Source organism: Thiothrix winogradskyi (assembly GCF_021650935.1).
Lineage (GTDB): Bacteria > Pseudomonadota > Gammaproteobacteria > Thiotrichales > Thiotrichaceae > Thiothrix > Thiothrix winogradskyi.
Genome location: NZ_CP091244.1, coordinates 1,475,005 through 1,497,379, shown reverse-complemented (window position 1 = coordinate 1,497,379; position 22,375 = coordinate 1,475,005). Strand labels below are relative to the sequence as shown.

Here is a 22,375-nt window from a genome sequence, read left to right as displayed (position 1 = left end):
GCAGGCCACAGCGCAGATTAATGGACGGGCCAAAACCATACTTCCTCCGAACGCTCAAAATAGTCCAAGGAACCATCTGCCAGAGCCGGGCCTTCCCAATCCGGGTTTTTCTCACGCATCAAAATGCCCGTGCCATCCCACAAGTCAATATGATCCCCTTGGTTGCCCTCCCCCCAAAAATTATGAAAACACACAAATCCCGTGCGCCCCTTGAATGCCCCCCACGATACATTGCGACGAATTTCCACCGCTCCAAAACGCCCAGGATTACGCCGCATCCAATCTGCCACCTCACGTGCCCGTAACGTGTGACCTTTATGCCCGCGATACCAACAGGTGGTTTTGTCATAGCCTTGCAACAAATTACTGCGCAATAAACACGTTCCCATCAAGATGGCGCACTGATTCCCAAAGTGAGGGTTGCCCTCAGCATCGCGGCACGGAAAGGTTTCCCCCGTCTCAACTGTTGGATGGTTATTCCACAATAGCCGAAAACCTAACTTCGGCCCTTCCTGTGGCAACACCTGTTCCAATATCCCCACATCAATATCCGGTAATGGCGGCGTATTCTCTAAGGGGGTTAATGCGGGAGGTCGCCGTGGCGGCGGGGGCGGCAAAGCAGGAGCATCCTGTAATTCTGCCACAATAGCCGCCCGTTCCGGTTCGGTAGCGATTGGCGGTGACGTAACACTGGGAGGCGGAGTAACCGGCGGTGGACTTGCCGGTACCACTGGAGCCGGACGACGCGGCCGAAACAACGACAACAACCAACTCCAGAACGAACTTGACTCAGGCATGGAGCAATTCCTTGATGAACACGCTATGACTATAGGCAAAAATCCGCGTGGCAGCGCAACTAAAATCCGCCCAATTGCCCGCGCTCACGTAATTTGCTGGTTCGGGGGAAATGCGCACTCAAAAACTCCATCTGATCCGCGAGAATATTGCGCCCCTGCAAAAAAATATATTCTGCATACGTGGGTTGGAATGGCACAGCCAATAAGGGCATGTGCGCCTGCTCTGGGGTACGTCCGCCTTTACGGCTATTACACGATTTACACGCAGTGACAGCATTGGTCCAACGATCGGGACCACCTAGCACTAAAGGGCGCACATGGTCACGGGATAAATCTTTTTCCTGAAAATGTTGCCCGCAGTACAGGCAAATATGGTTATCGCGCCGAAACAGCAAGGGGTTACTGAGTGGTGGTACATAATACTCGTGTAATTGTTGCTTGCTGCCGTGTGTGGCAATGATGGAATTCAGGATAATCCGGCTACGTTGCCCGGTGATGGCGTTGATACCGCCCCGAATGGCGAGAATGGGAGTCCCGCAGGTGTAAGCCACTTGCTCAGAATAATAAAGTTTGACTGCCGTTTGGAAATGAATCCATTCCAACGGCATCCCACTTACGTCAGTGCGCAGGATTAGTTGGTTCAAGCTGATCATGTGCAGCATGATTGCAGATTCCTGACATAAATCAAGTATTCATAATATTTTTCATGAAGTTGTCATCGCCCGCTGAAATCCTTGAGCCATGTCAAGGTTTCAACCCTATCACTTCAGGCACACTGCACACATTGATTACTGAAGATATTTGGAAGGAGACCACCATGTTTAGTTTTGATTATGGCTTGCCCTTTGCAATTGTGATTGCAATGATTTTGTTCTCTTGGTTCAGCTTCTTTTCGGTGGTTTTTTCCGGCTGAATTAACACCCAGCTCCGCCCCCTGTCCCGCGCGTGCCGCTGGTTTTAGCGCTTCCTGATCTTGTCAGGAGGGCGGCATTCCTTTATCCTCTTATGCACATAAGTATTTTAGAGGTATGTAGGTATGTTTAGCTGGGATTTCGGCATTCCGATGTTGATTGTGGTAGGTTTGATTGCTTTTTCGTGGTTTAGCTTCCTGTCGGTCGCTTTTTTGGGTTAAGCATTCAGTGTTATAAAAAAGGTCGCTAATGCGACCTTTTTTTATGCGGCTTCCACCACGGCTAAGCGCAACTTGCTCACCGCCGCATTTTCAAGCTGGCGAATCCGCTCTGCCGATACGCTATATTTTTCTGCCAACTCGTGCAGGGTTGCTTTCTCTTCAACCAACCAACGGCTCGCCAAAATATCACGGCTGCGGGCATCCAAGTTAGCCAAGGCTGTTTGGAAACGTCCACGGGTATAAGCATCCCACTCTTCCGCTTCCAAGGTTTCTGCCGGGTCCGCCGATTCTGCCACCAAATATTGGCTAGGGGAAAAATTGGCAGAATCGTCTTCATCCTGATCAATACTGAGATCAAATGACACATCATGCGCACTCATACGCTTTTCCATTTCCAGCACTTCGGCAGTTGTCACCCCTAAATCATCTGCCATCGACTGCGCTTCTTCCTGATTCAACCAACCCAAGCGCTTTTTGCTGCTGCGCAAGTTGAAGAACAGTTTGCGTTGCGCCTTAGTGGTCGCCACTTTGACGATTTTCCAGTTGCGCAAAATGAACTCATGGATCTCCGCGCGAATCCAATGCACCGCAAACGAAATCAGTCGTACATTCATATCAGGGTCGAAACGCTTCACTGCTTTCATCAAGCCAACGTTGCCTTCCTGCACCAAATCGCCCAACGGTAAGCCGTACCCGCTATACCCCCGCGCCACTTTCACCACAAAGCGTAAGTTGTGCAAAATGAGCTGACGGGCTGCTTCCAAATCACTGGCATATTTCAGACGTTCAGCTAACTCACGCTCTTCCTCTACTTCCAGAACCGGAATGGCGTGGATCGTATGGATGTAACTTTCCAGATTCCCCACGGGAACCGGAAGTGTTTGCCCTTTGAGCATCATGGCGTTAGTCATGCGTGATCTCCTCAATTTACTTATAGCATTATCTTAGCACTCATCGCCTTAGAGTGCTAATAACCCGTTTGGTTGCTGTCTTTATTTGGTTCATGCCACGTTATTTTTAACACATTATGCTTTATGATAGCGCATAAACAGATAAGTAGAACATTATAACAATGAATCGCGAAGAACAGACTCTTATCGAGAAAATCGAAGGCAACCGCTTTCTCACCGCCAGTGACCGACAAACCCTAATTGATCGCTGGCGTGATGCTTATGAACGTTTGCAACACACTGAAGCCAAGCTCCTGACGCTTAATGAAGCGCTGCACAGCAAAGATCAACTCATTGATACATTGGAACATTCCTTACGCGAGCGCGACCAACACATGGCGCGTAAGGAAGAATTGCTCACCGAAAAAGAACAACTGCTCCTGAGCAATCAACACAGCACCCAAGAACGCGACCAACAGCTTGCCCAACGTGATGCGGCTCTCCAACAAAAAGAGGCTGTCATTCAAGAACGTGACCAAATTATTCGCGAATTAGAGAACCACTCGCGCGAAATCGAGCAACTTGCCAGCCAGAAAGAAAAGTACATTCTGGAACGTGAAGACCAAATTCACATCCGAAATCGCCGCCTTGAAGAAAAAGACAATCACATCGGCAAACGCGACCGTGAAATCGACAACCGCGACAAACAAATCGGCAAACGCGACACCAGCATTCAAGAACTCAGCCAACAACTCGAAGCACTCAATCGCTGGATTCGCGACCACCAACAACGCATTTACACCCAGGAACAACTGCTAAGCGAGCGCAATCGCCATCTTTCCGAACGTGACCGCCACCTCCAAGAACGTGACCAGCAGATCCTGCAACGTGATCGGCGGCTGCGTGATTTTGACCGCCTATTACAACGCCGCGATGACCTGATTTTCCAGAAAGATCAGCAAATTCACCAACGTGACAGCCTAGTACGTCGCAAAGTTGATCAAATCAGTTTGCGCAATGAGCAGTTAGCCGAACAAACCCGCCTGCTGCACGAAAAAGACCGTATTGCACAAACACGCGAACAACTGCTACTGGAACAAAATAATCAAACACTCGCAAAAGACCAGCAACTTACCGCCCGCGACCAAACCATTAACGAACGGGAACGCAGCCTGCAACGCCGTGACGCACAAATTGCCGCACAGTTTTTACAACTTCAAGAACGCGATAAAGAAATTCAGCAACGTGACCTGTCGATTCAAGCGCTGCAAGCCCATCTCAACGAACTGGAACAACGCCTGCTCGCCCAGCAACAGCACATCGACAACCACCACCAACGGGTTGCCGAGTTGGAAATCACCTTACTCGACAAGGAAAAACACCTCACCGAATACGCCAAGCTGGTGCAACACAAAGACACGTTAATTCTGGAAAAAGATCAGGTCATCCAGCGGCAAGAACACCAGCAACAGCAGTTTGCACAGCAACTCAGCGAACGTGACAAAACCCTGCAAACCAAAGACCAGTCGATACTGGAACAACAGCAATTGCTGCAAACCCATGAGCAACGCTTAAACGAACGCGAAATAGCCCTACAACGCCGTGAAGAACAATTCACCGAACGCGAGCAACAACATGCCAGCCGTGAAGCGTTACTGTTGCAACACATCAGCGCCATCAGTGAACTCACCGACAAACAGCACGCCCAAGAAAACAGCTTATTACAACAGCTCGACACCCTGACAACTATGGCAAATCAAACGCAAGAACGTGATCGGGTTAACCATGCATGGGAACACAAGTTGGAACAGCGCGACAAAGTGATCAATATCAAAGACACCATTATCGCGCAGCTTAATCAACAATTACTGCACAAAGAAAAAGCCCTGCAACAACGGGACGTGATGCTGCAAAAACTGGGGCAGCAATTGCGCGTTTACAGCGCAACTGCCTAAGCGAGGTTTAGTCAGCGTGTGCCACTTGCACGACTTCCATATCACTCAAGACCGCACGAAAATCGCGTTCCCATGCAACTAACTGCTCTGCCAATGCTTTATCGGCACCCAACAAGGGAGCGAGTTCGGCAGGATTCAACACCGAAAACCGCGTATCCTTGCCATCTGCGTATACAGCCAGCTTAAAGGGAAACAAGGGAACTAATTCGGGGTGCGTTTTACTTAACTCGCGCACCTCTTCCAAACGGCCGAAAAACACAATCTTGTAATTATCCGTGGTATAGCCCATGTCTTTTAACCCACCGTCACATTTTTGGATATGTGCCACGGTGAAATTGTGTTTTTTCAACACGGTCTGCACTTGTTCCAAGGCAAGATCAAATGCCTGCGGGGAACGTGCCGTCAGCAATTTCTCGTTCGCCTGTGCCGGAACAGCCAACAGCACTGCAAGCAATACGCTCCAGAAACCGATAGTTAAACGTTTCATAGCGTCACCTCATCAATAATAGCCTGATACTTGTGTTCCAGATCCTGGAACGCGGCGGTCAAATCCGGGTTGTCAAACAGTGTCAACATGGCTTGAACATTGCCCGTCAACAGTTGCACCTTGCCAGCTTCGTTTTCAATCACAGTGATGGTGCAAGGCAACACTACACCGACTTGTGGCTCAATCTGGAGCGCCTGATGCAAATCGCTGAAATTACAGAACCGGACACTGACCTGACGCGTATTCACGGAAAACTCATCCACCAAACCTTCTTCGAGATAACGGTCAGGAAATACGCGGAAATTATGCGCATGAATACTGTTACGCAAAGACTCCAGAGTCTCTTCAAACCCATAAGGCGAGTCATATACCAAGGTAAGCTTGAGGTTATTACCCTGCTCTGCGCCGCTTGCCGTCATGGTCGTTGCCAACCATAACAGCCCCAGCAGCATTAATTTTTTTAAGCGTTTCATCGTAATAGCCCATCATCAATAAATATTAGATTTTTCTAATATATGCACAAAGCCACCGAAGTTCAAGCAAAAGAACGCTTTTTAATCAGACTACAGGTTAACTGGCACAAGAGTGACAAACATCAATTACCCCGAATTACCGGGGGGCGGATAATGAAATTGTTCCCTCAAACGTCAATTTTATAACAACTGTCATGGAAGAGAGACAATGAAAATTGCTATCGTTGGTTGTGGTTACGTAGCGGATCCCTACATGGAAACACTTCATTATCACAATAATTTAACCCTGTTGGGCGTTGCAGATTTACAGCGCGAGCGTGCTGACATTCTAGCCAATCATTACAAAATCCGCGTATACGACTCAACGGAAGCACTCATGGCTGACCCTGAGGTACAGATTGTTGTCAATCTGACCGAACCAAAAAATCATCATCGCGTGAATATGATGGCACTGAATGCAGGTAAGCACCTGTATTGTGAAAAGCCGCTTGGCATGAACTTAGATGAGGCAAGAGAAGTGCTTGCTTTAGCAGAACAGAAAGGGCTTATGGTATCAGGCGCACCTTGCAGCGTGTTGAGTGAAACAGCACAAACCCTGTGGAAAGCCGTGGAGGACGGCGCAGTTGGTAAGCCGCGTATTGTGTATGCCGAACTCGACGACAACCCCATTTACCGCATGAAACCAGAGAATTGGAAGAATGCCCGTGGCATTCGCTGGCCGTATTTGAACGAATATGAAACCGGTTGCACACTGGAACACTCTGGGTACTACCTCACTTGGATTTGCTCGATTTTCGGACCTGCAAAGAGCATCAGCAGTTTTTCTTCCTGTGTTGTTCCCGATAAAACCGACTTGCCTCTGAACCCGGCTAATACACCTGATCTCGCCATTGCGTGCATCGTCTTTGAATCTGGTGTTGTGGCACGCCTGACGTGCAGCATCGTTGGTACCTATGACCACCGAATCCAAATTGTCGGCGATGAAGGTGTATTAACCGCCAATGAGTGTTGGCACTACGCAGCCCCGGTTTATCTTGAGCGTTTTTCCCAGTTGAGCCTGAATGCACGCAAAGCACATAGTGTGCGTGCCAGCAATTTGCTAAAGTGGATTTTTGGCGTAGGGGGTAAGAAACAAAAACTGGTTAGCAAACCCATTTCACAATATCCAGATCGTCTGCGAGAATGGAAACACAAAGAGCGTGGCATCTTGGGCTTACTCATAAAAATGTTGAGTAAGCGAGAACTGGTTTTCATGGATTTTTTCAGAGGGGTCGCTGAGCTTGCCGACGCTATAGAAAACAATAGGCGCAGTCACATTCCCGCTGATCTTGTTCTGCATGTAAATGAGCTGGCGCTGGCAATGCAAAACGCGGGAGAAACCAGCGAACCCTATAAACTTACCACTACTTTTGAGCCTATACGTGCATTACCGAGCACTCTGGAGTCTAAAGAAAAATACGGCAGCGATTCGCGTAATTTTTTAGCATTCTCAATCGAAAAAATGATTGAACGCTTGCATAAGCATTAAGTTTAATGGTGGTCTGCGACTGCGCTAATCCCCGCCATCAAAAGCGGGGGTATTTGTTCCAGATACAACATGGTACTTTTCAAAGCCAGACCCAATCATATCAATCATATACTGGAGGATGAAAACAAGTGGGCAAGTTTCGTTGGGGAATTTTTGGCACAGGTTTTGTTGCAGGCAAGTTTGCTTTGGGTCTTAAGGCATTGGATGATCATGAGATCGTAGCAGTTGCTTCTCGGTCTCAAGAGAAAGCTAAAGCGTTTGCAGCAGGCTTAAAGGTAGATGCCACCTGTGGCAGTTACGCGGAAATTGCCTGCCTCGAAAACGTCGATGCGATTTACATCGCCACCCCCCCTAACGTACATAAGTTGCAAGCACTTATGTGTATTGCCGCTGCAAAAGCCGTACTTGTTGAAAAACCCTTTGCCATGAATGCAGCCGAAGCGGCAGAGATCCGCGCAGCGGCGCAGGCAAACGGTGTTTTTTGTATGGAAGCGATGTGGACACGCTTTAACCCTGCTGTTCAACAGCTCAAAAACAGGGTGGACGCTGGCGATTTGGGTGAAATACGTATGCTAAATGGCAGTTTTGGCATACAGGAAGTACCATCAGAATCCAATCATTTATTTAACAAGGCCATGGGGGGCGGCGCAGTACTGGATCGTGGTGTTTACCCCATTTCTTTGGCTGTGTATCTGTTGGGCAAACCAGATTACGTAAATGGCGTACTCATCCGTGCAGAGGGAGGGGTAGATGAGCAGGCAGCCATTACCCTAGGCTGGCAAGATAAAATCACTGCACAGTTCACTATAAGCCTGATTGCTGATTTGGCTAATAATTTGAGTGTTTCGGGCAGCAAAGCCCGAATTGAGTTGGATACCCCGATTTATCGTCCTTCCCGCTTGAGGATTTTTACCTCACAGGCCATATCGCGTAGCCCTGCACAAGCGCCAAGTAAAAAAGACCATATCCGAGAATCGGGAGTATTACACCTACTCCATCAATACTTATTGCCACTTTTAAAGGCAGGAGCAGGCAAAAAAGTGAATGTGCTTTATTCAGGCAATGCTTATCACTACCAAGCGGAAGAAGTTCGCCAGTGTGTGCAAGGTGGTAAGCTCGAAAGTGCCATCATGCCTTTGTCAGACAGCGTTGCAGTTATGGAAATTATTGATCGTTTACTTGCCAAGTAATTGCGTGCTTTCTAATCAGATTACAGGTTAACTGGCACAAGATTGATAAGCATCAATTACCCCGAATTTCAGGGAGGCGGATAATGAAGCCATTCCATTGAACACCTGCAAGGTAAGCCACCATGAATGAAACATCGCTCAGCCGCCTCATGTACACCCTCATTATTGTGGGCTTAGGCGTTGCTGCCGTTGGGGTTGGGCTGGTTATTTTCACCGATATTGTAACGGGGTATGGTGTGCAAGGCATTGCGCTGGTAGCGGGCTTGATTGCGGGGGGCTTATTTTTATCGGTTCCCGCCAAAATTTATCTAACATTACAACTCATGAAACGCAACGATGAAAAAGTCAAAGCCATGCGTGAACGCGGTGAAATCCGTTAAACCATAAGCAAGAAGGCTGCCAATGGCAGCCTTCTTTGCTCGACAATAATATAGCCGTATTACGACTTACTGATGCCGGGTTCGTCAGTCGCATCAATCTCAAACGGATCATGGTGAGCCGTTTTGCTATCAATACGTTTCATGAAATTGCGGTAGATATACCAGTCCAAGCTGAACCAGCGCCCCGCCCCCATGAAGAACAGCGCCAACAGCAGCACGAAATACACCAAATACACTTCTGTCATATTATTTGCCATATCGGTGTAGCCGTGGCTCATGACCAATTGCTGCATGGTAGTGAGGAACCCTGCTTCGCCCATCGACATCAAACCCAGCACCACGACGACGAACATCAACGCCAACACCACCCAACGCACCGCAAACCCCAACACTAGGAAAATGGCGGCAACAATTTCAATCGTACCAATCAAAATCAGCACAGATTCAGCCCCCATCCCAGACAGGACGGTATTGCTCATTGCCGCTGCACTTTGCTGGAAAGCTTCCGTATTGACCCAAGTTAACGGGTTATAAATCACAAAATCAGAACTGGAGAACAGCCCCAAATGCTTAACGCCAGCTACCCAAAGCATCGGGGCAAGGAACAGGCGGATAGCCAATGGCGCAATAAAATCGAAAATACGCATCCATTCGAGGCTGAAAAAGCCAACAATAAACTTCATGAAACAACTCCTCAGGAATTGGGAAATACAGACGAAACCAAACTTTTTAGGGGATTATAGTCGATTTCTGACACATTAATGAGTACTGTATTGTGGCACAGGATACAACATTACGCCATTGCGAATCCGTCCGCCATAACCGGCGTTGACCCGTTGCACAATACCCGGCGCATCTAAACCACAACTCGCCAATTGTTCCTCACGTTGCGCGTGCTCGATGTAGTTATCCGGCAAACCCAGATTCAACACCTCCACCGTCAAGCCTGCTTCATGCAAATATTCGTTTACCGCGCTCCCTGCCCCACCCATCACCGCATTGTCTTCCAATGTCACCAACAGTTCATGGGATTGCGCCAACTCCCGCAACATCGCTTTATCCAGCGGCTTAACAAAGCGCATATTAACCAGCGTGGCATTCAGTTCGGCTGCGGCAGCCTGTGCCTCAGGCAGGAGTGAACCAAACAGCACAACGGCAATAGCGTGACCGGTACGCAACTTGACAGCCTTGCCTAATGGCAGCGCTTGCATCTCTGTTTGGGGTTCAATCCCAATCCCTTTACCACGTGGGTAGCGTACTGCGGTGGGGCAATCCATCTGAAAAGCGGTGTACAACATCTGACGGCATTCGTTTTCATCGGCAGGAGCCATCACCACCATATTCGGGATGCAACGCAAAAACGACAAATCGTAATTCCCCGAATGAGTAGGACCATCCGCCCCCACCAAGCCAGCGCGATCAATCGCAAACACCACCGGCAAATTCTGAATCGCCACATCGTGAATCAATTGATCATACGCGCGTTGCAAAAAGGTCGAATAAATCGCCACCACTGGTTTCAAGCCTTCACACGCCAAGCCCGCCGCTAACGTAACCGCGTGTTGCTCTGCAATGCCAACATCGAAATAACGCTCAGGGAAACGTTCTGAAAATGCCACCAAACCCGAACCCTCACGCATCGCCGGGGTAATTCCCACCAAACGCGCATCCTGTTCAGCCATATCACACAACCATTGCCCAAACACTTGCGTATACGTGGGGGTAGATTTTTTTGAGCTGGCAACCAATCCCGTTTTCAGATTGAAGGGAACCACGCCATGATAGGTGCACGGGTCTTCCTCGGCTAACTCGTAACCTTTGCCTTTTTGTGTCAGCACATGCAATAAGCGCGGACCCTTAATGCTTTTGATGTTTTGCAGCACCCGCACCAGCTCTTCCACATCATGCCCGTCAATCGGGCCGTAATATTTAAAGCCCATCTCCTCAAACAGTGTACCCGGCAATACCATGCCTTTCATGTGCTCCTCGGTCAGCTTCGCCAATTTTGACAGCGACTTGCTGTGCGACAAGGCTTTCTTACCACTTTCACGCATGGTGGAATACATCCGTCCCGTCAACAAACGGGTCAGGTATTTACGCAAAGCGCCAACGTTGGGTGAAATCGACATTTCATTGTCATTGAGGATCACGATTAGGTTAGCATCTAAATCGCCTGCATGATTCATCGCCTCATACGCCATCCCCGCCGTCAGCGCACCGTCGCCGATAATCGCGACCGAATGGTAATCCTCACCCTTATGTTGTGCGGCTAACGCCATGCCTAAGGCAGCGCTGATCGAAGTGCTGGAATGCCCTACACCAAACGTATCGTATTCACTTTCGCAGCGCTTCGGGAAACCTGCCAACCCATCTTTTTGGCGAATGCTGCTCATTTGCTCGCGCCGCCCGGTAAGGATTTTATGTGGGTATGCCTGATGCCCCACATCCCACACCAGCTTGTCCTTTGGCGTGTCAAAAGCGTAATGTAAGGCAACCGTCAATTCGACCGTGCCCAAATTGGAGGAAAAATGACCTCCTCCAGTCGACACCGAATTCAGCAAAAACTCGCGCACTTGAGCGCATACTGTTGGCAGTTGCTCAAGTTCCAAATGACGCAACTCGTCAGGCGAATGAATCGTATTAAGCACGTTGGCTAACCCCTAATCGTCAAACCGTAAAGATGGTACTGTGGTGGGTTCTGATCTTGCTATTAGTATTTATCGTATGCGTTTTACTGTGAACTCAGCAATTTCACGCAACAAATGGGCAGATTCACCGAAGGATACCAAAGCATCCAACGCTTCATCATACAAATCCTGTAATTTCGTTTTAGAGGCGGACAAGCCAATGATGGAAGGATACGTCGGCTTACCCGCAGCCTCATCAGCGCCACGGGTTTTACCCAAAGTCTGGGTATCGCTTTCCACATCGAGAATATCGTCTTGCACCTGGAACGCCAAACCAATGCACTTCGCGAAATGATCAAGTCGTTGCAAACGCTGGGCATCCAGTGCTTCCACACTATACGCCGCCAACAGCACACTGGCACGGATCAATGCACCCGTTTTGTGAATGTGCATGTTTTCCAACTCTATCTCGGTCAGGGTTTTCCCGACGGCTGCCAGATCCAATGCCTGCCCGCCGACCATACCGCGTGAACCCGCCGCCTGCCCCAATAACTCAATCATCCGCAAACGTTGCGCGGGGGAAGCGGTCATCCGGGGGTGTGCCGCCAATACCTGAAATGCCAAAGCTTGCAAAGCATCCCCGACCAAAATCGCCGTTGGCTCATCGAAAGCCTTGTGGCAGGTTGGTTTACCACGGCGTAAATCATCGTTATCCATTGCCGGTAAATCGTCATGCACCAGCGAATACACGTGGATCAGCTCCACCGCTGCCGCCGGAATATCCAAATGCTCCGGTGCAATCCCCAAGGCTTCCCCTGTGGCATACACCAACAGCGGGCGCATCCGCTTCCCGCCATTCAGCACCGAATAGCGCAAGGCTTCATGTAATACCGCCGGGTGAGTAGTCGCTGGTGGCAAGGTATCCTCCAACACCGACTCAATACGCTCCTGCCAAGCTTGCAGACGATTACGCACATTCAGCATCAGGCATCCCCTTGCTGTGGAAAATCACTTTCCTGACCATCCGCACTCAGCAATTTGACCCGTTGCTCGGCGGCTTTAAGCGCCTCTTGGCACTGTCGGGTTAACAGCACACCGCGTTCAAATTCCTTGAGGGAATCTTCCAAGGACAACTCGCCACTTTCCATGCGCTGTACCAGCGTTTCTAACGCCAGCATCGCGGTTTCAAAATTGGCTGGGGCATCGCTGACATCCGCCTGTTTTCTCGGCATACACAATCCTGCTCATGCGGGTAAATAAAGATAGTAAAGCCTAAGTCGCCCTCAGGGGCAAGCCTAGACAAGGTATTCTTTGAAGAACAGCTTACAAATACCGTAAACTATATAAAGAATATTATTAGATTCTAATCATCAAGTAATGAGAGCGCAAAATAATGTTGAACATGTATCAGAAAACAGCAACCTGCTTAATACTCATGGGTATCTTAGCGACCATCACGCCAGTGAGCTGGGCGGAGGAAAACATTATCGCCTACCCCAAGCCAAGCACAGCAGCATCCGCAACACCAGAACCCGCCAGCACAACATCACCAACTAACGCACCACCACCGACAGCTAACCTTGCGCCACAAGTAACCCGTGCTGCATTTACCACAGGTCTCACTGCCCGCGAACCCAATGACCAGTTAAACCGTGTCACCGCCGGGCAAAATATCTATTACTTCACCGAGTTGCTTAACCTGCAAGGGCGCGTTATCACCCACCGCTGGGAAAAAGACGGGGCATTCCAGCTCGGTTTACAATTTCCGGTAGGCGGGCAACGCTGGCGAGTACACTCTAACAAAATGATTGCCCCCAACCTGCCCGGCGTTTGGAAAGTCAGTGTCCTCAATGACGATGGCTCGGTATTGCACCAAGATACCTTAATGGTTGAAGCCGTTACCGCGCCCGCACCCCAAGCTATTTGGGATACCTTACCGCGCTAAACTATTCGTTCCACAAACGCAAAGCGGGCTAAAAAGCCCGCTTGCTGTCATGCATTGTCCAGGCACTGTGATCAGAAAGAACACAGTACCAAGGTGAAATTCACATCTTTTTGATTTTGCTTACCACGTTCAGCCAGCATATCCGCATTCACAAAGCGCAGCGTGAAACGCTGTTTGCCCGCGCTGATTTCGGGGTAATAGTCAACGCTATCAGGCAGTTCCACCCGCATCATTTGATACGGCTTACGCGATTCCAACATCGACTGGTAGAAACCTTCCTTAGCCACCTCTGCATGACGCTCACCGAAATCACGCACGATATTCAGCAACTCACGGGCAGCAGCATTCGCGGTCACATAAGGCTCAATCCATTCACGCAAATCATCGACCCGCACATTAATTGCTTGCTCTTGCCAATAATGAAACAGGGGAATATCAAAACCATTCAAACCACCCGGCAAGGTCGAGCGTTGGCGCAAACTATTGAAAAATGTGTGAGTCTTTAGATGTTGCCCCAGTTGCCCGCGTTGCTGGTACAACACATCGCTATGGTGATTGAGCTTTTCCAATACGGCATCAAGACGCGCAGCATCCGCATCTTCACGCCGCAATAACAAGCGTGCTGATTGCCCCATGCGGTCGATTTCTTTCAGGATTTCGCTTTTGACATCGAGGCGGGCAGAAAGATTATACAGATCCAGCAACAAATGCAGTGCCGCTACCGTATCCTCAGGTTTAGGATCAGTAGAAATATGGTATTGGAATCGACCCATTAGCAATTCCAAGCGCATAAATAAACGGATTTTTTCGTTTAACGGCTGCTCATAACCAATCATGTGTGGCTCTGAAATTCGGCGAATGTCTTTACTCAGCGGTTCTGCATAAATCATCATAAAACACTTACAAGCCCTATTGAATTGCCTTTATACCAAAAAGCCAATAGAACAAGCAACTAAGCATTCGACAATTTTATGTATTTAAAATTTAAATCATCAATTTTTTCATAAAAATCAGTAATTGACGCAGTATTGCTAATAATGTCATGAGCTTGCTGCAAACGTGCCTCACGCCCAATCTGTGACTGCATGATAGACGCAATCACACTACCGTCGCTGCCATCACGTTGCCGGACACGCAAAACCTGCTGATCGGGCAAACAGTCAATTACCAAGATACGCTCGAAAAGTTGAGTATAGCCCTTTTCAAACAATAGGGGTACGTCAACGATCACATAAGCGCTGTCGGTACAAGCGGCAATTCTGGCAAGGATTTCAGCGCGAATGCGCGGATGAAGAATGGATTCGAGTTGCTGCAAACGTACTGGGTCGCTGAAAACGGTTTGACGCAACCACGCGCGATCAAGCGCACCATCGGCTTGCAATGCGTGTGAACCAAAACACTCAACAATTTCCTGCAACGCTGGTTGCCCTACAGCGACAACTTCACGGGCAACAAGATCAGCTTCGATGACAGGAGCACCCAGTTCCCGAAACCGTCGCACTGCTGTGGATTTACCACAACCGATACCGCCCGTTAAACCAACTTTCAGCATAAACACCACACAAACACAAAAAGCCGGTCTTTAATTACCGGCTTTAGAAAACACCCCAAACCAATCGTAATGATTAGGCTTGCAGCGCTTTAATATGTGCGTTCAGACGGCTTTTATGGCGTGCTGCTTTATTCTTGTGAATGATACCTTTGTCGGCAATGGAATCAATCACCGGCACAGCCGCTTGGTAAGCAGACAGGGCAGCTTCGCGGTCGCCAGCGTCGATAGCACGCAAGACATTTTTAATTTGTGTACGTAACCGTGTGCGCATATGACGGTTGTGCATACGGCTTACTTCGCTCTGGCGAACACGTTTCTTAGCTGAAGCTATGTTAGGCAAGGGTATTCTCCCGAAAAACCAATCCGAAAAACAAGGCGCGTATTATGCAGCGATTCCAGCTTCACAGCAACACCTTGAGCATAAAATTTACTGAATATGACCTAGAATTCCATCCAGCTCATCTAAACTATTGTATTCAATAACCAATTTACCCTTGCCTGTGCGGTTGTAGCGAATCGCCACTTTAGCACCAAGGGTATCCGCCAAGGTTTGCTCCAACTTTAAGACATCAGGTGAGGGCTTAAACTCAGTCGCTGGCTTTTGGTCAGTGTCTAACAGGCTTTTAACGAGGCGCTCGGTTTCGCGCACAGAAAGCTGACGGTCGGCAACTTTTTGCGCCACGTCGACTTGCTGTTGACCTTGCAGGGCTAACAAGGCACGGGCGTGCCCCATTTCAAGCTGTCCGGCATCGACTAAGGCTTTAGTTTCTGGCTGCAACTCCAGTAAGCGCAACAAATTGGTGACAGCCACCCGCGAACGCCCTATCGCCTCTGCGGTTTGTTGATGAGTCAAACCAAAGTCGTCAATCAAACGCCGTAACGCACCCGCCTCTTCTAGCGCATTCAGGTCTTCGCGCTGGATATTTTCAATCAGCGACATGGCAGCAGCGGCTTGATCGGGGATTTCGCGCACGACCGCCGGGATTTCATGCAAACCCGCTAACTGTGCGGCTCGCCAACGGCGTTCACCGGCAATCAGCTCGTATTCACCGCCGCCGAGTTTGCGCACCACCACCGGCTGCACCAAGCCTTGGGCTTTGATGGAATCCGCCAGCTCTTGTAAAGCGTCAGGATCCATGCGGGTACGGGGTTGGTACTGACCGGGGCGAATGCGTTCAACGGGAAGTTTTTTCAGAACGGTATCATCCGCCTGTTCGCCGTCGCCGCGTACTGAACTCAGCAGTATATCGAGACCGCGACCCAACGCCGGTTTTTTTACCATGCATGTTCTCCATCCGTCGCCACTTTGCTGGAATCTTTACGCAACATTTCGGCTGCTAAGGCAAGGTAAGCCAATGCACCACGTGAACCTTTGTCGTATTCCAGCACGGATAGACCGTGGCTAGGGGCTTCTGCCAAGCGAATATTGCGCGGGATAGCCGTATTGTAGACTTTATTACGGAAAAATGCCTGAATCTGCTCCGATACGTCACGTGCCAAATTGCTGCGCGGATCGTACATAGTGCGCACCAAACCCATGACTTGCAAGTCAGCGTTAGCGGTTTGGGTAATGCGCTCAATCGTGCCGACCAAGGCGCTCAAGCCCTCCAGCGCGTAGTATTCGCATTGCATGGGAATAATCACCCCATCCGCCGCCACCAGTGCATTAACGGTGAGCATATTGAGGGAGGGCGGACAATCAATCAGGATGTAATCGTAATCATTGAGTAGAGGGGCAAGCGCATCACGCAAATGGTATTCACGCCGCTCACGGCTCATCAACTTGACTTCGGCTGTCGTCACATCCGGTGAGCCGGGTAATACATGCAGGGAACTATTGGGTAGCTCCTCCAAAATATCAGCGGCATGAGCTTCACCCAACAGCACATCCGTCAAGGTGACGGCTTGCCCATGCTTTTCTAAACCAACGCCAGTGGTGGCATTGCCTTGCGGATCCATGTCCACCAGTAAGGTACGGCGCTTCATCGCGGCTAAAGAGGCAGCTAAATTGACCGTGGTGGTGGTTTTGCCGACGCCGCCTTTTTGATTGGCGATGGCGATAACTCGCGTCATGAAATGGTTCTCGCTTATACGTGCTGTAATTCCAACAGATGCCGTTCTGCATCCAAATCGGGTACGTGCAGGGTGTGTTGCGCCATTACCTGCCAGCCGCTGGGCAATTCTGCCAGTTCGCTGTCAGGGTAGCGCCCCTTCATGGCGTAGAGGATACCATTTTCACAGGCATGTTTGCCGGTAAAGGTCACAAAATCCTGTAGGGAAGCGAAAGCCCGGCTGATAATCGCGTCAAAACATCTGACAGGCTGCCAGCTTTCAACGCGCGTTTGAATCACGGTCACATTGGATAAGCCCAATTCCAACACCGCTTGTTGCATGAAACGGGTTTTCTTGCCATTGGTATCGAGCAAGGTGAACTGGCGTTGCGGCTGAATAATCGCCAGCGGAATCCCTGGCAACCCTGCTCCGCTGCCCACGTCAAGGCACGTCGTACCCCGCAAATAGGGCGCAACACTCAGACTATCCGCGATATGCAAGGACTGCATTTCCGCCGGATCACGCACCGCTGTCAGATTGTAAACTTTGTTCCAGCGTTGCAATAATTGCAGGTAACGGTTGAGCAACTGTTTTTCACGAGCATCCACCTCCATGCCTCAACCTGCCTTTTTCAAATGCACGAGCAATAAAGAAATCGCGGCGGGGGTAATGCCGGGTGTTCGTGCAGCTTGCCCAACGGTTGCAGGGCGTTGCATTTGCAATTTCTGGCGGACTTCGTTGGAGAGGCCGCGTACTTGGGTGTAATCCAACCAATCCGGCAGGCGAGTTTCTTCGTGGCGACGCTGTTTGTCGATTTCGTCGTGCTGGCGCTCAATGTATCCGGCGTATTTGCATTGAATTTCGACTTGTTCCGACACTTTTTCATCGGTAACAGGGCTGCCAACCGCTGGCAGACTGGTTAAAGCGGCATAAGTGACATTAGGGCGGCGCAATAGGTCGTGTAATTTGTAATCACGAGACAAGACATCGCCGAATACCCGCTGGCTATCTTCCACACTGACCGCTGTGGGTTGCAATACCGTGGCGCGGAGGCGTTGCTGTTCTTGCTCAATGGCTTCGCGCTTGGTGCAAAATGCTGCCCAGCGCGATTCATCGACCAAACCTAGCTCATGCCCTATTTCGGTCAGGCGCAAATCGGCATTGTCTTCGCGCAGTAATAAACGGTGTTCAGCACGACTGGTAAACATGCGGTACGGCTCTTTCGTGCCTAGCGTGATTAAATCATCCACCAATACACCGAGGTAAGCTTGGTCACGACGTGGATACCAGCCATCTTTTTCTTGGGCGTATAAACCGGCGTTCAAGCCTGCCAGCAAACCTTGCGCGGCAGCCTCTTCGTAACCCGTTGTGCCGTTGATTTGCCCTGCGAAAAACAAACCCTGCACCGCTTTGGTTTCCAACGTCGGCTTGAGATCACGCGGATCGAAGAAATCGTATTCAATCGCATAGCCGGGGCGGGTAATGTGTGCGTTTTCCAGACCAGCCATTGAGCGCACCAGCGCGTATTGCACATCGAACGGCAAACTGGTGGAAATACCGTTGGGGTACACTTCGTGTGTGTCCAGCCCTTCGGGTTCAATGAAAATTTGGTGGCGGTCTTTGTCGGCAAAGCGTACCACTTTGTCTTCAATCGACGGGCAATAGCGCGGGCCAATGCCCTCGATCACGCCGGTATACATGGGCGAACGGTCTAAACCGCCACGGATAATGTCGTGAGTCTCGGTGTTGGTGTAGGTGATGTAGCACGAAATTTGCAGCGGGTGTTCATTCTCACGCCCCAGAAACGAAAACACGGGCGTAGGCGTGTCGCCGGGTTGTTCTTCCAGCTTACTGAAGTCGATACTGCGGGCATCAATGCGCGGCGGCGTACCCGTTTTTAGGCGATCAACCCGGAATGGCAGTTCGCGTAAACGTTGCGACAATGCAATGGAGGGCGGATCACCGGCACGACCACCGGCATGATTGCTTAAACCAATGTGGATTTTGCCCGCAAGAAACGTTCCTGAGGTTAATACCACCGCACGTGCGGAAAAACTCAAGCCCATTTGGGTACGCACCCCCACGACCTGATCGCCTTCCACGAGCAAATCATCCACCGCTTGTTGAAATAGCTGCAAATTGGGCTGATTTTCAACAATGGTGCGAATCGCGGATTTGTAGCGGATGCGGTCTGCTTGGGCGCGAGTCGCTCGCACTGCCGCACCTTTACTGGAATTGAGGATGCGGAATTGAATGCCACCACGGTCTGCCGCGTGCGCCATTGCGCCACCCATTGCATCGACCTCCTTGACCAAATGACCTTTGCCGATACCACCAATGGCGGGGTTGCAACTCATTGCGCCGATGGTTTCGATATTGTGGGTCAGCAAGAGAGTACGCTGCCCCATACGCGCAGCAGCTAGCGCGGCTTCGGTTCCGGCGTGTCCGCCACCGATGACGATGACATCGTAGGACTGTGGGTAATGCATAATGCCCTGCTCCTTACATGTGAACGCTGCCAGCCTGCCCTGTTTCCACCTGAATCCCCAGACGTGCAAACAGTTGCCGGTCGTGGCTTGCGCCGGGGTTGTCAGTGGTCAATAATTTTTCGCCATAGAAAATAGAATTGGCACCGGCAAAGAAACACCACGCCTGCATTTCATCGGTCATCTCGGTACGACCAGCCGATAAACGCACATAAGATTTCGGCATCATAATACGCGCTGCTGCGACGGTACGGATGAACTCAAACGGGTCAAGTTTTTCCACTCCCGCCAATGGTGTGCCTTCGATTTTAACCAAATCATTGATAGGCACGGATTCGGGGTGAAATTTCATATTCGCCAATTGCTGCAATAAACGCGCACGGTCTTGACGGATTTCACCCATGCCCAAAATACCGCCGGAACAGACGTTGATGCCCGCATTACGTACATGCTCCAAGGTATCCAAACGGTCTTGGAAGGTGCGAGTGGAAATTACGTTACCGTAGAATTCCGGCGAGGTATCGAGGTTGTGATTGTAGTAATCCAACCCAGCATTTTTGAGACGGTCTGCCTGACGGTCAGTCAACATGCCCAAAGTAACGCAGGTTTCCATCCCTAAGCCTTTGACCGCTTGCACCATTTCGATGACGCGCTCAAGGTTCTTGTCGGTAGGATTGCGCCACGCAGCCCCCATGCAAAAACGGGTTGCACCCTGTACTTGCGCGGTTTTAGCAGAGTCGATGACTTCCTGTAGTGGCAATAACTTTTCACGTTCCAGCGAGGTGTCGTGTTTCGCACTTTGCGAACAATAGCCGCAATCTTCCGGGCACGCGCCGGTTTTGATACTCAGCAAGGTACTCACTTGCACCTGATTGACTGGGAAGTTTTCTCGGTGCACTTGATGCGCAGCAAACATCAAATCACTGAATGGCATGGCTAACAAAGCGTTGATTTCTTCGATGCGCCAATCATGACGTAATTCAGGCATGTTCCACTCCTCAGTGGGATAAGGGCTTAACAGTATCTTGCCAAGCTTCGCGGTTAATCCGCAGGAGTTGGCGAATAGACAACGGTACTAACACCACAACACAGGTAATCCACAGCGCCCACCACCAATTCACAAAGAAATCACCGGGGGCAAAGGTTAAGATTGGCACCAAACCACCCGCCAAACCGTAATAATGGTAGGTGGCAATCTGCGTATAGTAGCCTACTCGCGGGTTAGGGTGGTGGCGCAACATCGCATAAACCAATATTCCAGCCCCAAACCATAAAATAAACACCGGGAAGGGAATGATTACTGCCAACAAATTGCCGTAATAAAAAAACTTAGCTGTTTTACGAGCGCTTTCTGCGGTAACTACTTGCGGATCATTTTGCATACTATCCCCTGAAGATAAGAAACGCAAAAAGGCCGAACAGTGTCGGCCTTTCCAGGAAGCTTGAAGCGCTGCTTACTCGGCTGCGGCTTGCGCAGCGTCTGCTTCATCAACCAGTGCAACGTAAGCCATCGGCGCATTGTCACCCGCACGGAAACCGCACTTGATGATACGCAGATAACCACCTTGACGCTCTTTAAAGCGCGGACCAAGATCGTTAAACAGTTTGCCAACTACTTCCTTGTCACGCAAGCGTGAAAAAGCGATACGGCGGTTGTGAACAGAGTCTTCTTTCGCACGGGTGATCAGTGGCTCCGCTACACGACGCAATTCTTTCGCCTTTGGCAGAGTTGTTTTGATCGTCTCGTGACGAAGCAGTGAGTTGGTCAGCGCTTGCAGCAGGGCTTTACGGGCGCTGCTGTCGCGGCTTAATTGACGACCAGTATTACGGTGACGCATCTTCTATATCCTTCAAAACCCGTGGTTAAGCCACTTTGCTGTCACGGTGATCGAGACCTGCCGGAGGCCAGCTATCCAGCTTAGCTCCCAGTGTCAGACCATGCTGTGCCAGCACATCTTTAATTTCAGTCAAAGACTTTTTGCCCAGATTCGGAGTCTTCAGCAATTCAGTCTCAGTACGTTGTACGAGATCACCGATGTAGAACAGGTTCTCTGCTTTCAGGCAGTTAGCTGAACGTACAGTCAGTTCCAGATCGTCAACCGGACGCAACAGAATCGGGTCAATTTCTGGTTGAGATTCTTCACGGCGAACCGGCTCTTCAATACGTAGATCGAAGAATACTGCCAATTGCTGTTGCAGAATCTGTGCTGCCATCCCAATGGATTCTTCCGCGTTAACGGAACCATTCGTTTGGATTTCCAGCACCAGCTTGTCCATGTCAGTACGCTGCTCAACACGGGCGCTATCCACATTGTAGGCAACGCGCGTAATTGGGCTGTAGCTGGCATCCAACACCAAAGTGCCTAACGGCAACTCAGGAGAGTCTGGGCCACGGCGTACTGATGCTGGCTGATAACCACGACCACGGGTAATGGTCAGGCTCATTTCCAGATCAGTGTCATCCTTGGTTATGTGTGCAATCACATGATTAGGATTAATGATGTCCACATCATGGTCACACTCAATATCCGCTGCAGTTACAACGCCCTTGCCTTTTTTCTTCAGGGTCAAGGTTGCTTCATCGCGGGCATTGAGGCGAATTGCCAAGTTTTTGAGATTCAACAGAATCTCAACCACATCTTCTTGCACACCTTCTATACTGGTGTATTCGTGTACCACGCCAGCAATTTGCACTTCCGTTACCGCACTGCCCGGAATAGAGGACAGCAAGATACGGCGCAAGGCATTACCCAACGTGTGACCAAAACCACGCTCTAATGGCTCAAGCGTAATACGATAGGTATTTAAACCTGTCTCTTGCACATGAACATTGCGTGGTTTCAGCAATTCTGTTGTTTTCGAGGTCATACTTTTCCTCTCG

26 protein-coding genes are annotated in these 22,375 nt (G+C 49.9%); 6 read left to right on the top strand and 20 right to left on the bottom strand.

Features of this window, described 5'->3' with window-relative positions:
• Positions 1 to 17: 17 nt before the first annotated feature.
• A complete protein-coding gene (locus L2Y54_RS07565; RefSeq protein WP_236501212.1) occupies positions 18 to 797 on the bottom strand; it encodes a T6SS effector amidase Tae4 family protein in 780 nt (259 codons plus the stop codon).
• A 59-nt stretch (positions 798 to 856) separates the two neighbouring features.
• Positions 857 to 1,459, bottom strand: coding sequence for an HNH endonuclease (locus L2Y54_RS07560; protein ID WP_236501211.1), 603 nt, complete (start codon positions 1,457 to 1,459; stop codon positions 857 to 859).
• A gap of 44 nt (positions 1,460 to 1,503) precedes the next feature.
• Between L2Y54_RS07560 and L2Y54_RS07555 the strand changes: the two genes are divergently transcribed.
• Entirely contained in the window at positions 1,504 to 1,710 is a 207-nt protein-coding gene (locus L2Y54_RS07555; RefSeq protein WP_236501210.1) for a hypothetical protein, read from the top strand.
• A 260-nt stretch (positions 1,711 to 1,970) separates the two neighbouring features.
• Here L2Y54_RS07555 and rpoH read toward each other — a convergent pair whose 3' ends face one another.
• On the bottom strand, positions 1,971 to 2,840 hold the full coding sequence (gene rpoH, locus L2Y54_RS07550) for an RNA polymerase sigma factor RpoH (RefSeq protein ID WP_236501209.1): 870 nt from the start codon (positions 2,838 to 2,840) through the stop codon (positions 1,971 to 1,973).
• Positions 2,841 to 3,001: 161 nt separating this feature from the next.
• On the opposite strand from rpoH, the gene L2Y54_RS07545 reads away from it, so the two are divergent.
• Entirely contained in the window at positions 3,002 to 4,774 is a 1,773-nt protein-coding gene (locus L2Y54_RS07545) for a coiled-coil domain-containing protein (RefSeq protein ID WP_236501208.1), read from the top strand.
• Positions 4,775 to 4,781: 7 nt separating this feature from the next.
• Here the strand turns inward: L2Y54_RS07545 and L2Y54_RS07540 are convergent, their stop codons facing one another.
• Together L2Y54_RS07540 and L2Y54_RS07535 are read right to left on the bottom strand one after the other, a co-directional pair.
• The gene (locus L2Y54_RS07540) at positions 4,782 to 5,261 is read right to left on the bottom strand and encodes a DUF302 domain-containing protein (RefSeq protein ID WP_236501206.1); all 480 of its coding nucleotides are present in this window, start codon (positions 5,259 to 5,261) and stop codon (positions 4,782 to 4,784) included.
• Positions 5,258 to 5,734 carry a DUF302 domain-containing protein gene (locus L2Y54_RS07535; protein WP_236501205.1) on the bottom strand — a complete coding sequence of 159 codons (477 nt, stop codon included), beginning with the start codon at positions 5,732 to 5,734 and terminating at the stop codon, positions 5,258 to 5,260. Before L2Y54_RS07535 ends, L2Y54_RS07540 begins: the two co-directional genes overlap by 4 nt.
• A 208-nt stretch (positions 5,735 to 5,942) precedes the next feature.
• Here L2Y54_RS07535 and L2Y54_RS07530 point away from each other — a divergent pair, with 208 nt between their 5' ends.
• The 3 genes from L2Y54_RS07530 (at position 5,943) to L2Y54_RS07520 (ending at position 8,832) form a co-directional block, all read left to right on the top strand.
• Positions 5,943 to 7,262: a Gfo/Idh/MocA family protein gene (locus tag L2Y54_RS07530; protein ID WP_236501204.1), complete on the top strand. Its 1,320-nt coding sequence runs from the start codon at positions 5,943 to 5,945 to the stop codon at positions 7,260 to 7,262.
• A gap of 128 nt (positions 7,263 to 7,390) precedes the next feature.
• Positions 7,391 to 8,452 carry a Gfo/Idh/MocA family protein gene (locus L2Y54_RS07525; RefSeq protein ID WP_236501203.1) on the top strand — a complete coding sequence of 354 codons (1,062 nt, stop codon included), beginning with the start codon at positions 7,391 to 7,393 and terminating at the stop codon, positions 8,450 to 8,452.
• 122 nt (positions 8,453 to 8,574) lie between these two features.
• Entirely contained in the window at positions 8,575 to 8,832 is a 258-nt protein-coding gene (locus L2Y54_RS07520) for a hypothetical protein (RefSeq protein ID WP_236501202.1), read from the top strand.
• A 59-nt stretch (positions 8,833 to 8,891) separates the two neighbouring features.
• Here L2Y54_RS07520 and L2Y54_RS07515 read toward each other — a convergent pair whose 3' ends face one another.
• The 4 genes from L2Y54_RS07515 to L2Y54_RS07500 all read right to left on the bottom strand — a co-directional run bounded on the left by L2Y54_RS07515 (position 8,892) and on the right by L2Y54_RS07500 (position 12,691).
• Complete coding sequence (locus L2Y54_RS07515; protein WP_236501201.1) at positions 8,892 to 9,515, bottom strand: DoxX family protein; 624 nt, start codon at positions 9,513 to 9,515, stop codon at positions 8,892 to 8,894.
• A gap of 75 nt (positions 9,516 to 9,590) precedes the next feature.
• Positions 9,591 to 11,480 carry a 1-deoxy-D-xylulose-5-phosphate synthase gene (gene dxs, locus L2Y54_RS07510; protein WP_236501200.1) on the bottom strand — a complete coding sequence of 630 codons (1,890 nt, stop codon included), beginning with the start codon at positions 11,478 to 11,480 and terminating at the stop codon, positions 9,591 to 9,593.
• Positions 11,481 to 11,549: 69 nt separating this feature from the next.
• Positions 11,550 to 12,443, bottom strand: a complete 894-nt coding sequence (gene ispA / locus L2Y54_RS07505) for a (2E,6E)-farnesyl diphosphate synthase (protein ID WP_236501199.1) — start codon at positions 12,441 to 12,443, stop codon at positions 11,550 to 11,552.
• A complete protein-coding gene (locus L2Y54_RS07500) occupies positions 12,443 to 12,691 on the bottom strand; it encodes an exodeoxyribonuclease VII small subunit (RefSeq protein WP_236501198.1) in 249 nt (82 codons plus the stop codon). Before L2Y54_RS07500 ends, ispA begins: the two co-directional genes overlap by 1 nt.
• A gap of 161 nt (positions 12,692 to 12,852) precedes the next feature.
• Between L2Y54_RS07500 and L2Y54_RS07495 the strand changes: the two genes are divergently transcribed.
• Complete coding sequence (locus L2Y54_RS07495; protein WP_236501197.1) at positions 12,853 to 13,404, top strand: DUF2914 domain-containing protein; 552 nt, start codon at positions 12,853 to 12,855, stop codon at positions 13,402 to 13,404.
• Positions 13,405 to 13,475: 71 nt separating this feature from the next.
• On the opposite strand, the gene zapD is transcribed toward L2Y54_RS07495, so the two are convergent.
• The 11 genes from zapD to L2Y54_RS07440 form a co-directional block, all read right to left on the bottom strand.
• On the bottom strand, positions 13,476 to 14,297 hold the full coding sequence (gene zapD, locus L2Y54_RS07490; protein WP_236501196.1) for a cell division protein ZapD: 822 nt from the start codon (positions 14,295 to 14,297) through the stop codon (positions 13,476 to 13,478).
• 59 nt (positions 14,298 to 14,356) lie between these two features.
• Entirely contained in the window at positions 14,357 to 14,956 is a 600-nt protein-coding gene (gene coaE / locus L2Y54_RS07485) for a dephospho-CoA kinase (protein ID WP_236501194.1), read from the bottom strand.
• A gap of 73 nt (positions 14,957 to 15,029) precedes the next feature.
• On the bottom strand, positions 15,030 to 15,242 hold the full coding sequence (rpsT, locus tag L2Y54_RS07480) for a 30S ribosomal protein S20 (RefSeq protein ID WP_479688089.1): 213 nt from the start codon (positions 15,240 to 15,242) through the stop codon (positions 15,030 to 15,032).
• Positions 15,243 to 15,383: 141 nt separating this feature from the next.
• Positions 15,384 to 16,238: a ParB/RepB/Spo0J family partition protein gene (locus tag L2Y54_RS07475; protein WP_236501193.1), complete on the bottom strand. Its 855-nt coding sequence runs from the start codon at positions 16,236 to 16,238 to the stop codon at positions 15,384 to 15,386.
• On the bottom strand, positions 16,232 to 17,029 hold the full coding sequence (locus tag L2Y54_RS07470; RefSeq protein ID WP_236501192.1) for a ParA family protein: 798 nt from the start codon (positions 17,027 to 17,029) through the stop codon (positions 16,232 to 16,234). The genes L2Y54_RS07475 and L2Y54_RS07470 overlap by 7 nt, the downstream gene beginning before the upstream one ends.
• Positions 17,030 to 17,043: 14 nt before the next feature.
• Positions 17,044 to 17,622 (bottom strand): 16S rRNA (guanine(527)-N(7))-methyltransferase RsmG, encoded by a 579-nt coding sequence (rsmG, locus tag L2Y54_RS07465; RefSeq protein WP_236501191.1) that lies wholly within the window; start codon positions 17,620 to 17,622, stop codon positions 17,044 to 17,046.
• Between the two features lie 3 nt (positions 17,623 to 17,625).
• Positions 17,626 to 19,497: a tRNA uridine-5-carboxymethylaminomethyl(34) synthesis enzyme MnmG gene (gene mnmG, locus L2Y54_RS07460; protein ID WP_236501190.1), complete on the bottom strand. Its 1,872-nt coding sequence runs from the start codon at positions 19,495 to 19,497 to the stop codon at positions 17,626 to 17,628.
• 13 nt (positions 19,498 to 19,510) lie between these two features.
• Positions 19,511 to 20,482 (bottom strand): biotin synthase BioB, encoded by a 972-nt coding sequence (bioB, locus tag L2Y54_RS07455; protein ID WP_236501189.1) that lies wholly within the window; start codon positions 20,480 to 20,482, stop codon positions 19,511 to 19,513.
• A gap of 10 nt (positions 20,483 to 20,492) precedes the next feature.
• Positions 20,493 to 20,876, bottom strand: a complete 384-nt coding sequence (locus tag L2Y54_RS07450; protein ID WP_236501188.1) for a hypothetical protein — start codon at positions 20,874 to 20,876, stop codon at positions 20,493 to 20,495.
• Between the two features lie 72 nt (positions 20,877 to 20,948).
• Entirely contained in the window at positions 20,949 to 21,332 is a 384-nt protein-coding gene (gene rplQ, locus L2Y54_RS07445; RefSeq protein WP_093064501.1) for a 50S ribosomal protein L17, read from the bottom strand.
• 25 nt (positions 21,333 to 21,357) lie between these two features.
• Positions 21,358 to 22,362 carry a DNA-directed RNA polymerase subunit alpha gene (locus tag L2Y54_RS07440; protein WP_236501187.1) on the bottom strand — a complete coding sequence of 335 codons (1,005 nt, stop codon included), beginning with the start codon at positions 22,360 to 22,362 and terminating at the stop codon, positions 21,358 to 21,360.
• Between the last annotated feature and the right edge of the window lie 13 nt (positions 22,363 to 22,375).

Bases quoted from the DNA above. Each gene is read 5' to 3' on its own strand.
- rpsT (WP_479688089.1), bottom strand. From the start codon at position 15,242: ATGCACAACCGTCATATGCGCACACGGTTACGTACACAAATTAAAAAT.
- L2Y54_RS07555 (WP_236501210.1), top strand. From the start codon at position 1,504: ATGAAGTTGTCATCGCCCGCTGAAATCCTTGAGCCATGTCAAGGTTTC.
- L2Y54_RS07540 (WP_236501206.1), bottom strand. From the start codon at position 5,261: ATGAAACGTTTAACTATCGGTTTCTGGAGCGTATTGCTTGCAGTGCTG.
- coaE (WP_236501194.1), bottom strand. From the start codon at position 14,956: ATGCTGAAAGTTGGTTTAACGGGCGGTATCGGTTGTGGTAAATCCACA.
- zapD (WP_236501196.1), bottom strand. From the start codon at position 14,297: ATGATGATTTATGCAGAACCGCTGAGTAAAGACATTCGCCGAATTTCA.
- rsmG (WP_236501191.1), bottom strand. From the start codon at position 17,622: ATGGAGGTGGATGCTCGTGAAAAACAGTTGCTCAACCGTTACCTGCAA.
- L2Y54_RS07440 (WP_236501187.1), bottom strand. From the start codon at position 22,362: ATGACCTCGAAAACAACAGAATTGCTGAAACCACGCAATGTTCATGTG.
- L2Y54_RS07495 (WP_236501197.1), top strand. From the start codon at position 12,853: ATGTTGAACATGTATCAGAAAACAGCAACCTGCTTAATACTCATGGGT.
- L2Y54_RS07500 (WP_236501198.1), bottom strand. From the start codon at position 12,691: ATGCCGAGAAAACAGGCGGATGTCAGCGATGCCCCAGCCAATTTTGAA.
- bioB (WP_236501189.1), bottom strand. From the start codon at position 20,482: ATGCCTGAATTACGTCATGATTGGCGCATCGAAGAAATCAACGCTTTG.
- rpoH (WP_236501209.1), bottom strand. From the start codon at position 2,840: ATGACTAACGCCATGATGCTCAAAGGGCAAACACTTCCGGTTCCCGTG.
- ispA (WP_236501199.1), bottom strand. From the start codon at position 12,443: ATGCTGAATGTGCGTAATCGTCTGCAAGCTTGGCAGGAGCGTATTGAG.
- mnmG (WP_236501190.1), bottom strand. From the start codon at position 19,497: ATGCATTACCCACAGTCCTACGATGTCATCGTCATCGGTGGCGGACAC.
- rplQ (WP_093064501.1), bottom strand. From the start codon at position 21,332: ATGCGTCACCGTAATACTGGTCGTCAATTAAGCCGCGACAGCAGCGCC.
- L2Y54_RS07515 (WP_236501201.1), bottom strand. From the start codon at position 9,515: ATGAAGTTTATTGTTGGCTTTTTCAGCCTCGAATGGATGCGTATTTTC.
- L2Y54_RS07545 (WP_236501208.1), top strand. From the start codon at position 3,002: ATGAATCGCGAAGAACAGACTCTTATCGAGAAAATCGAAGGCAACCGC.
- L2Y54_RS07560 (WP_236501211.1), bottom strand. From the start codon at position 1,459: ATGCTGCACATGATCAGCTTGAACCAACTAATCCTGCGCACTGACGTA.
- L2Y54_RS07535 (WP_236501205.1), bottom strand. From the start codon at position 5,734: ATGAAACGCTTAAAAAAATTAATGCTGCTGGGGCTGTTATGGTTGGCA.
- L2Y54_RS07470 (WP_236501192.1), bottom strand. From the start codon at position 17,029: ATGACGCGAGTTATCGCCATCGCCAATCAAAAAGGCGGCGTCGGCAAA.
- L2Y54_RS07475 (WP_236501193.1), bottom strand. From the start codon at position 16,238: ATGGTAAAAAAACCGGCGTTGGGTCGCGGTCTCGATATACTGCTGAGT.
- L2Y54_RS07530 (WP_236501204.1), top strand. From the start codon at position 5,943: ATGAAAATTGCTATCGTTGGTTGTGGTTACGTAGCGGATCCCTACATG.
- L2Y54_RS07450 (WP_236501188.1), bottom strand. From the start codon at position 20,876: ATGCAAAATGATCCGCAAGTAGTTACCGCAGAAAGCGCTCGTAAAACA.
- L2Y54_RS07520 (WP_236501202.1), top strand. From the start codon at position 8,575: ATGAATGAAACATCGCTCAGCCGCCTCATGTACACCCTCATTATTGTG.
- L2Y54_RS07565 (WP_236501212.1), bottom strand. From the start codon at position 797: ATGCCTGAGTCAAGTTCGTTCTGGAGTTGGTTGTTGTCGTTGTTTCGG.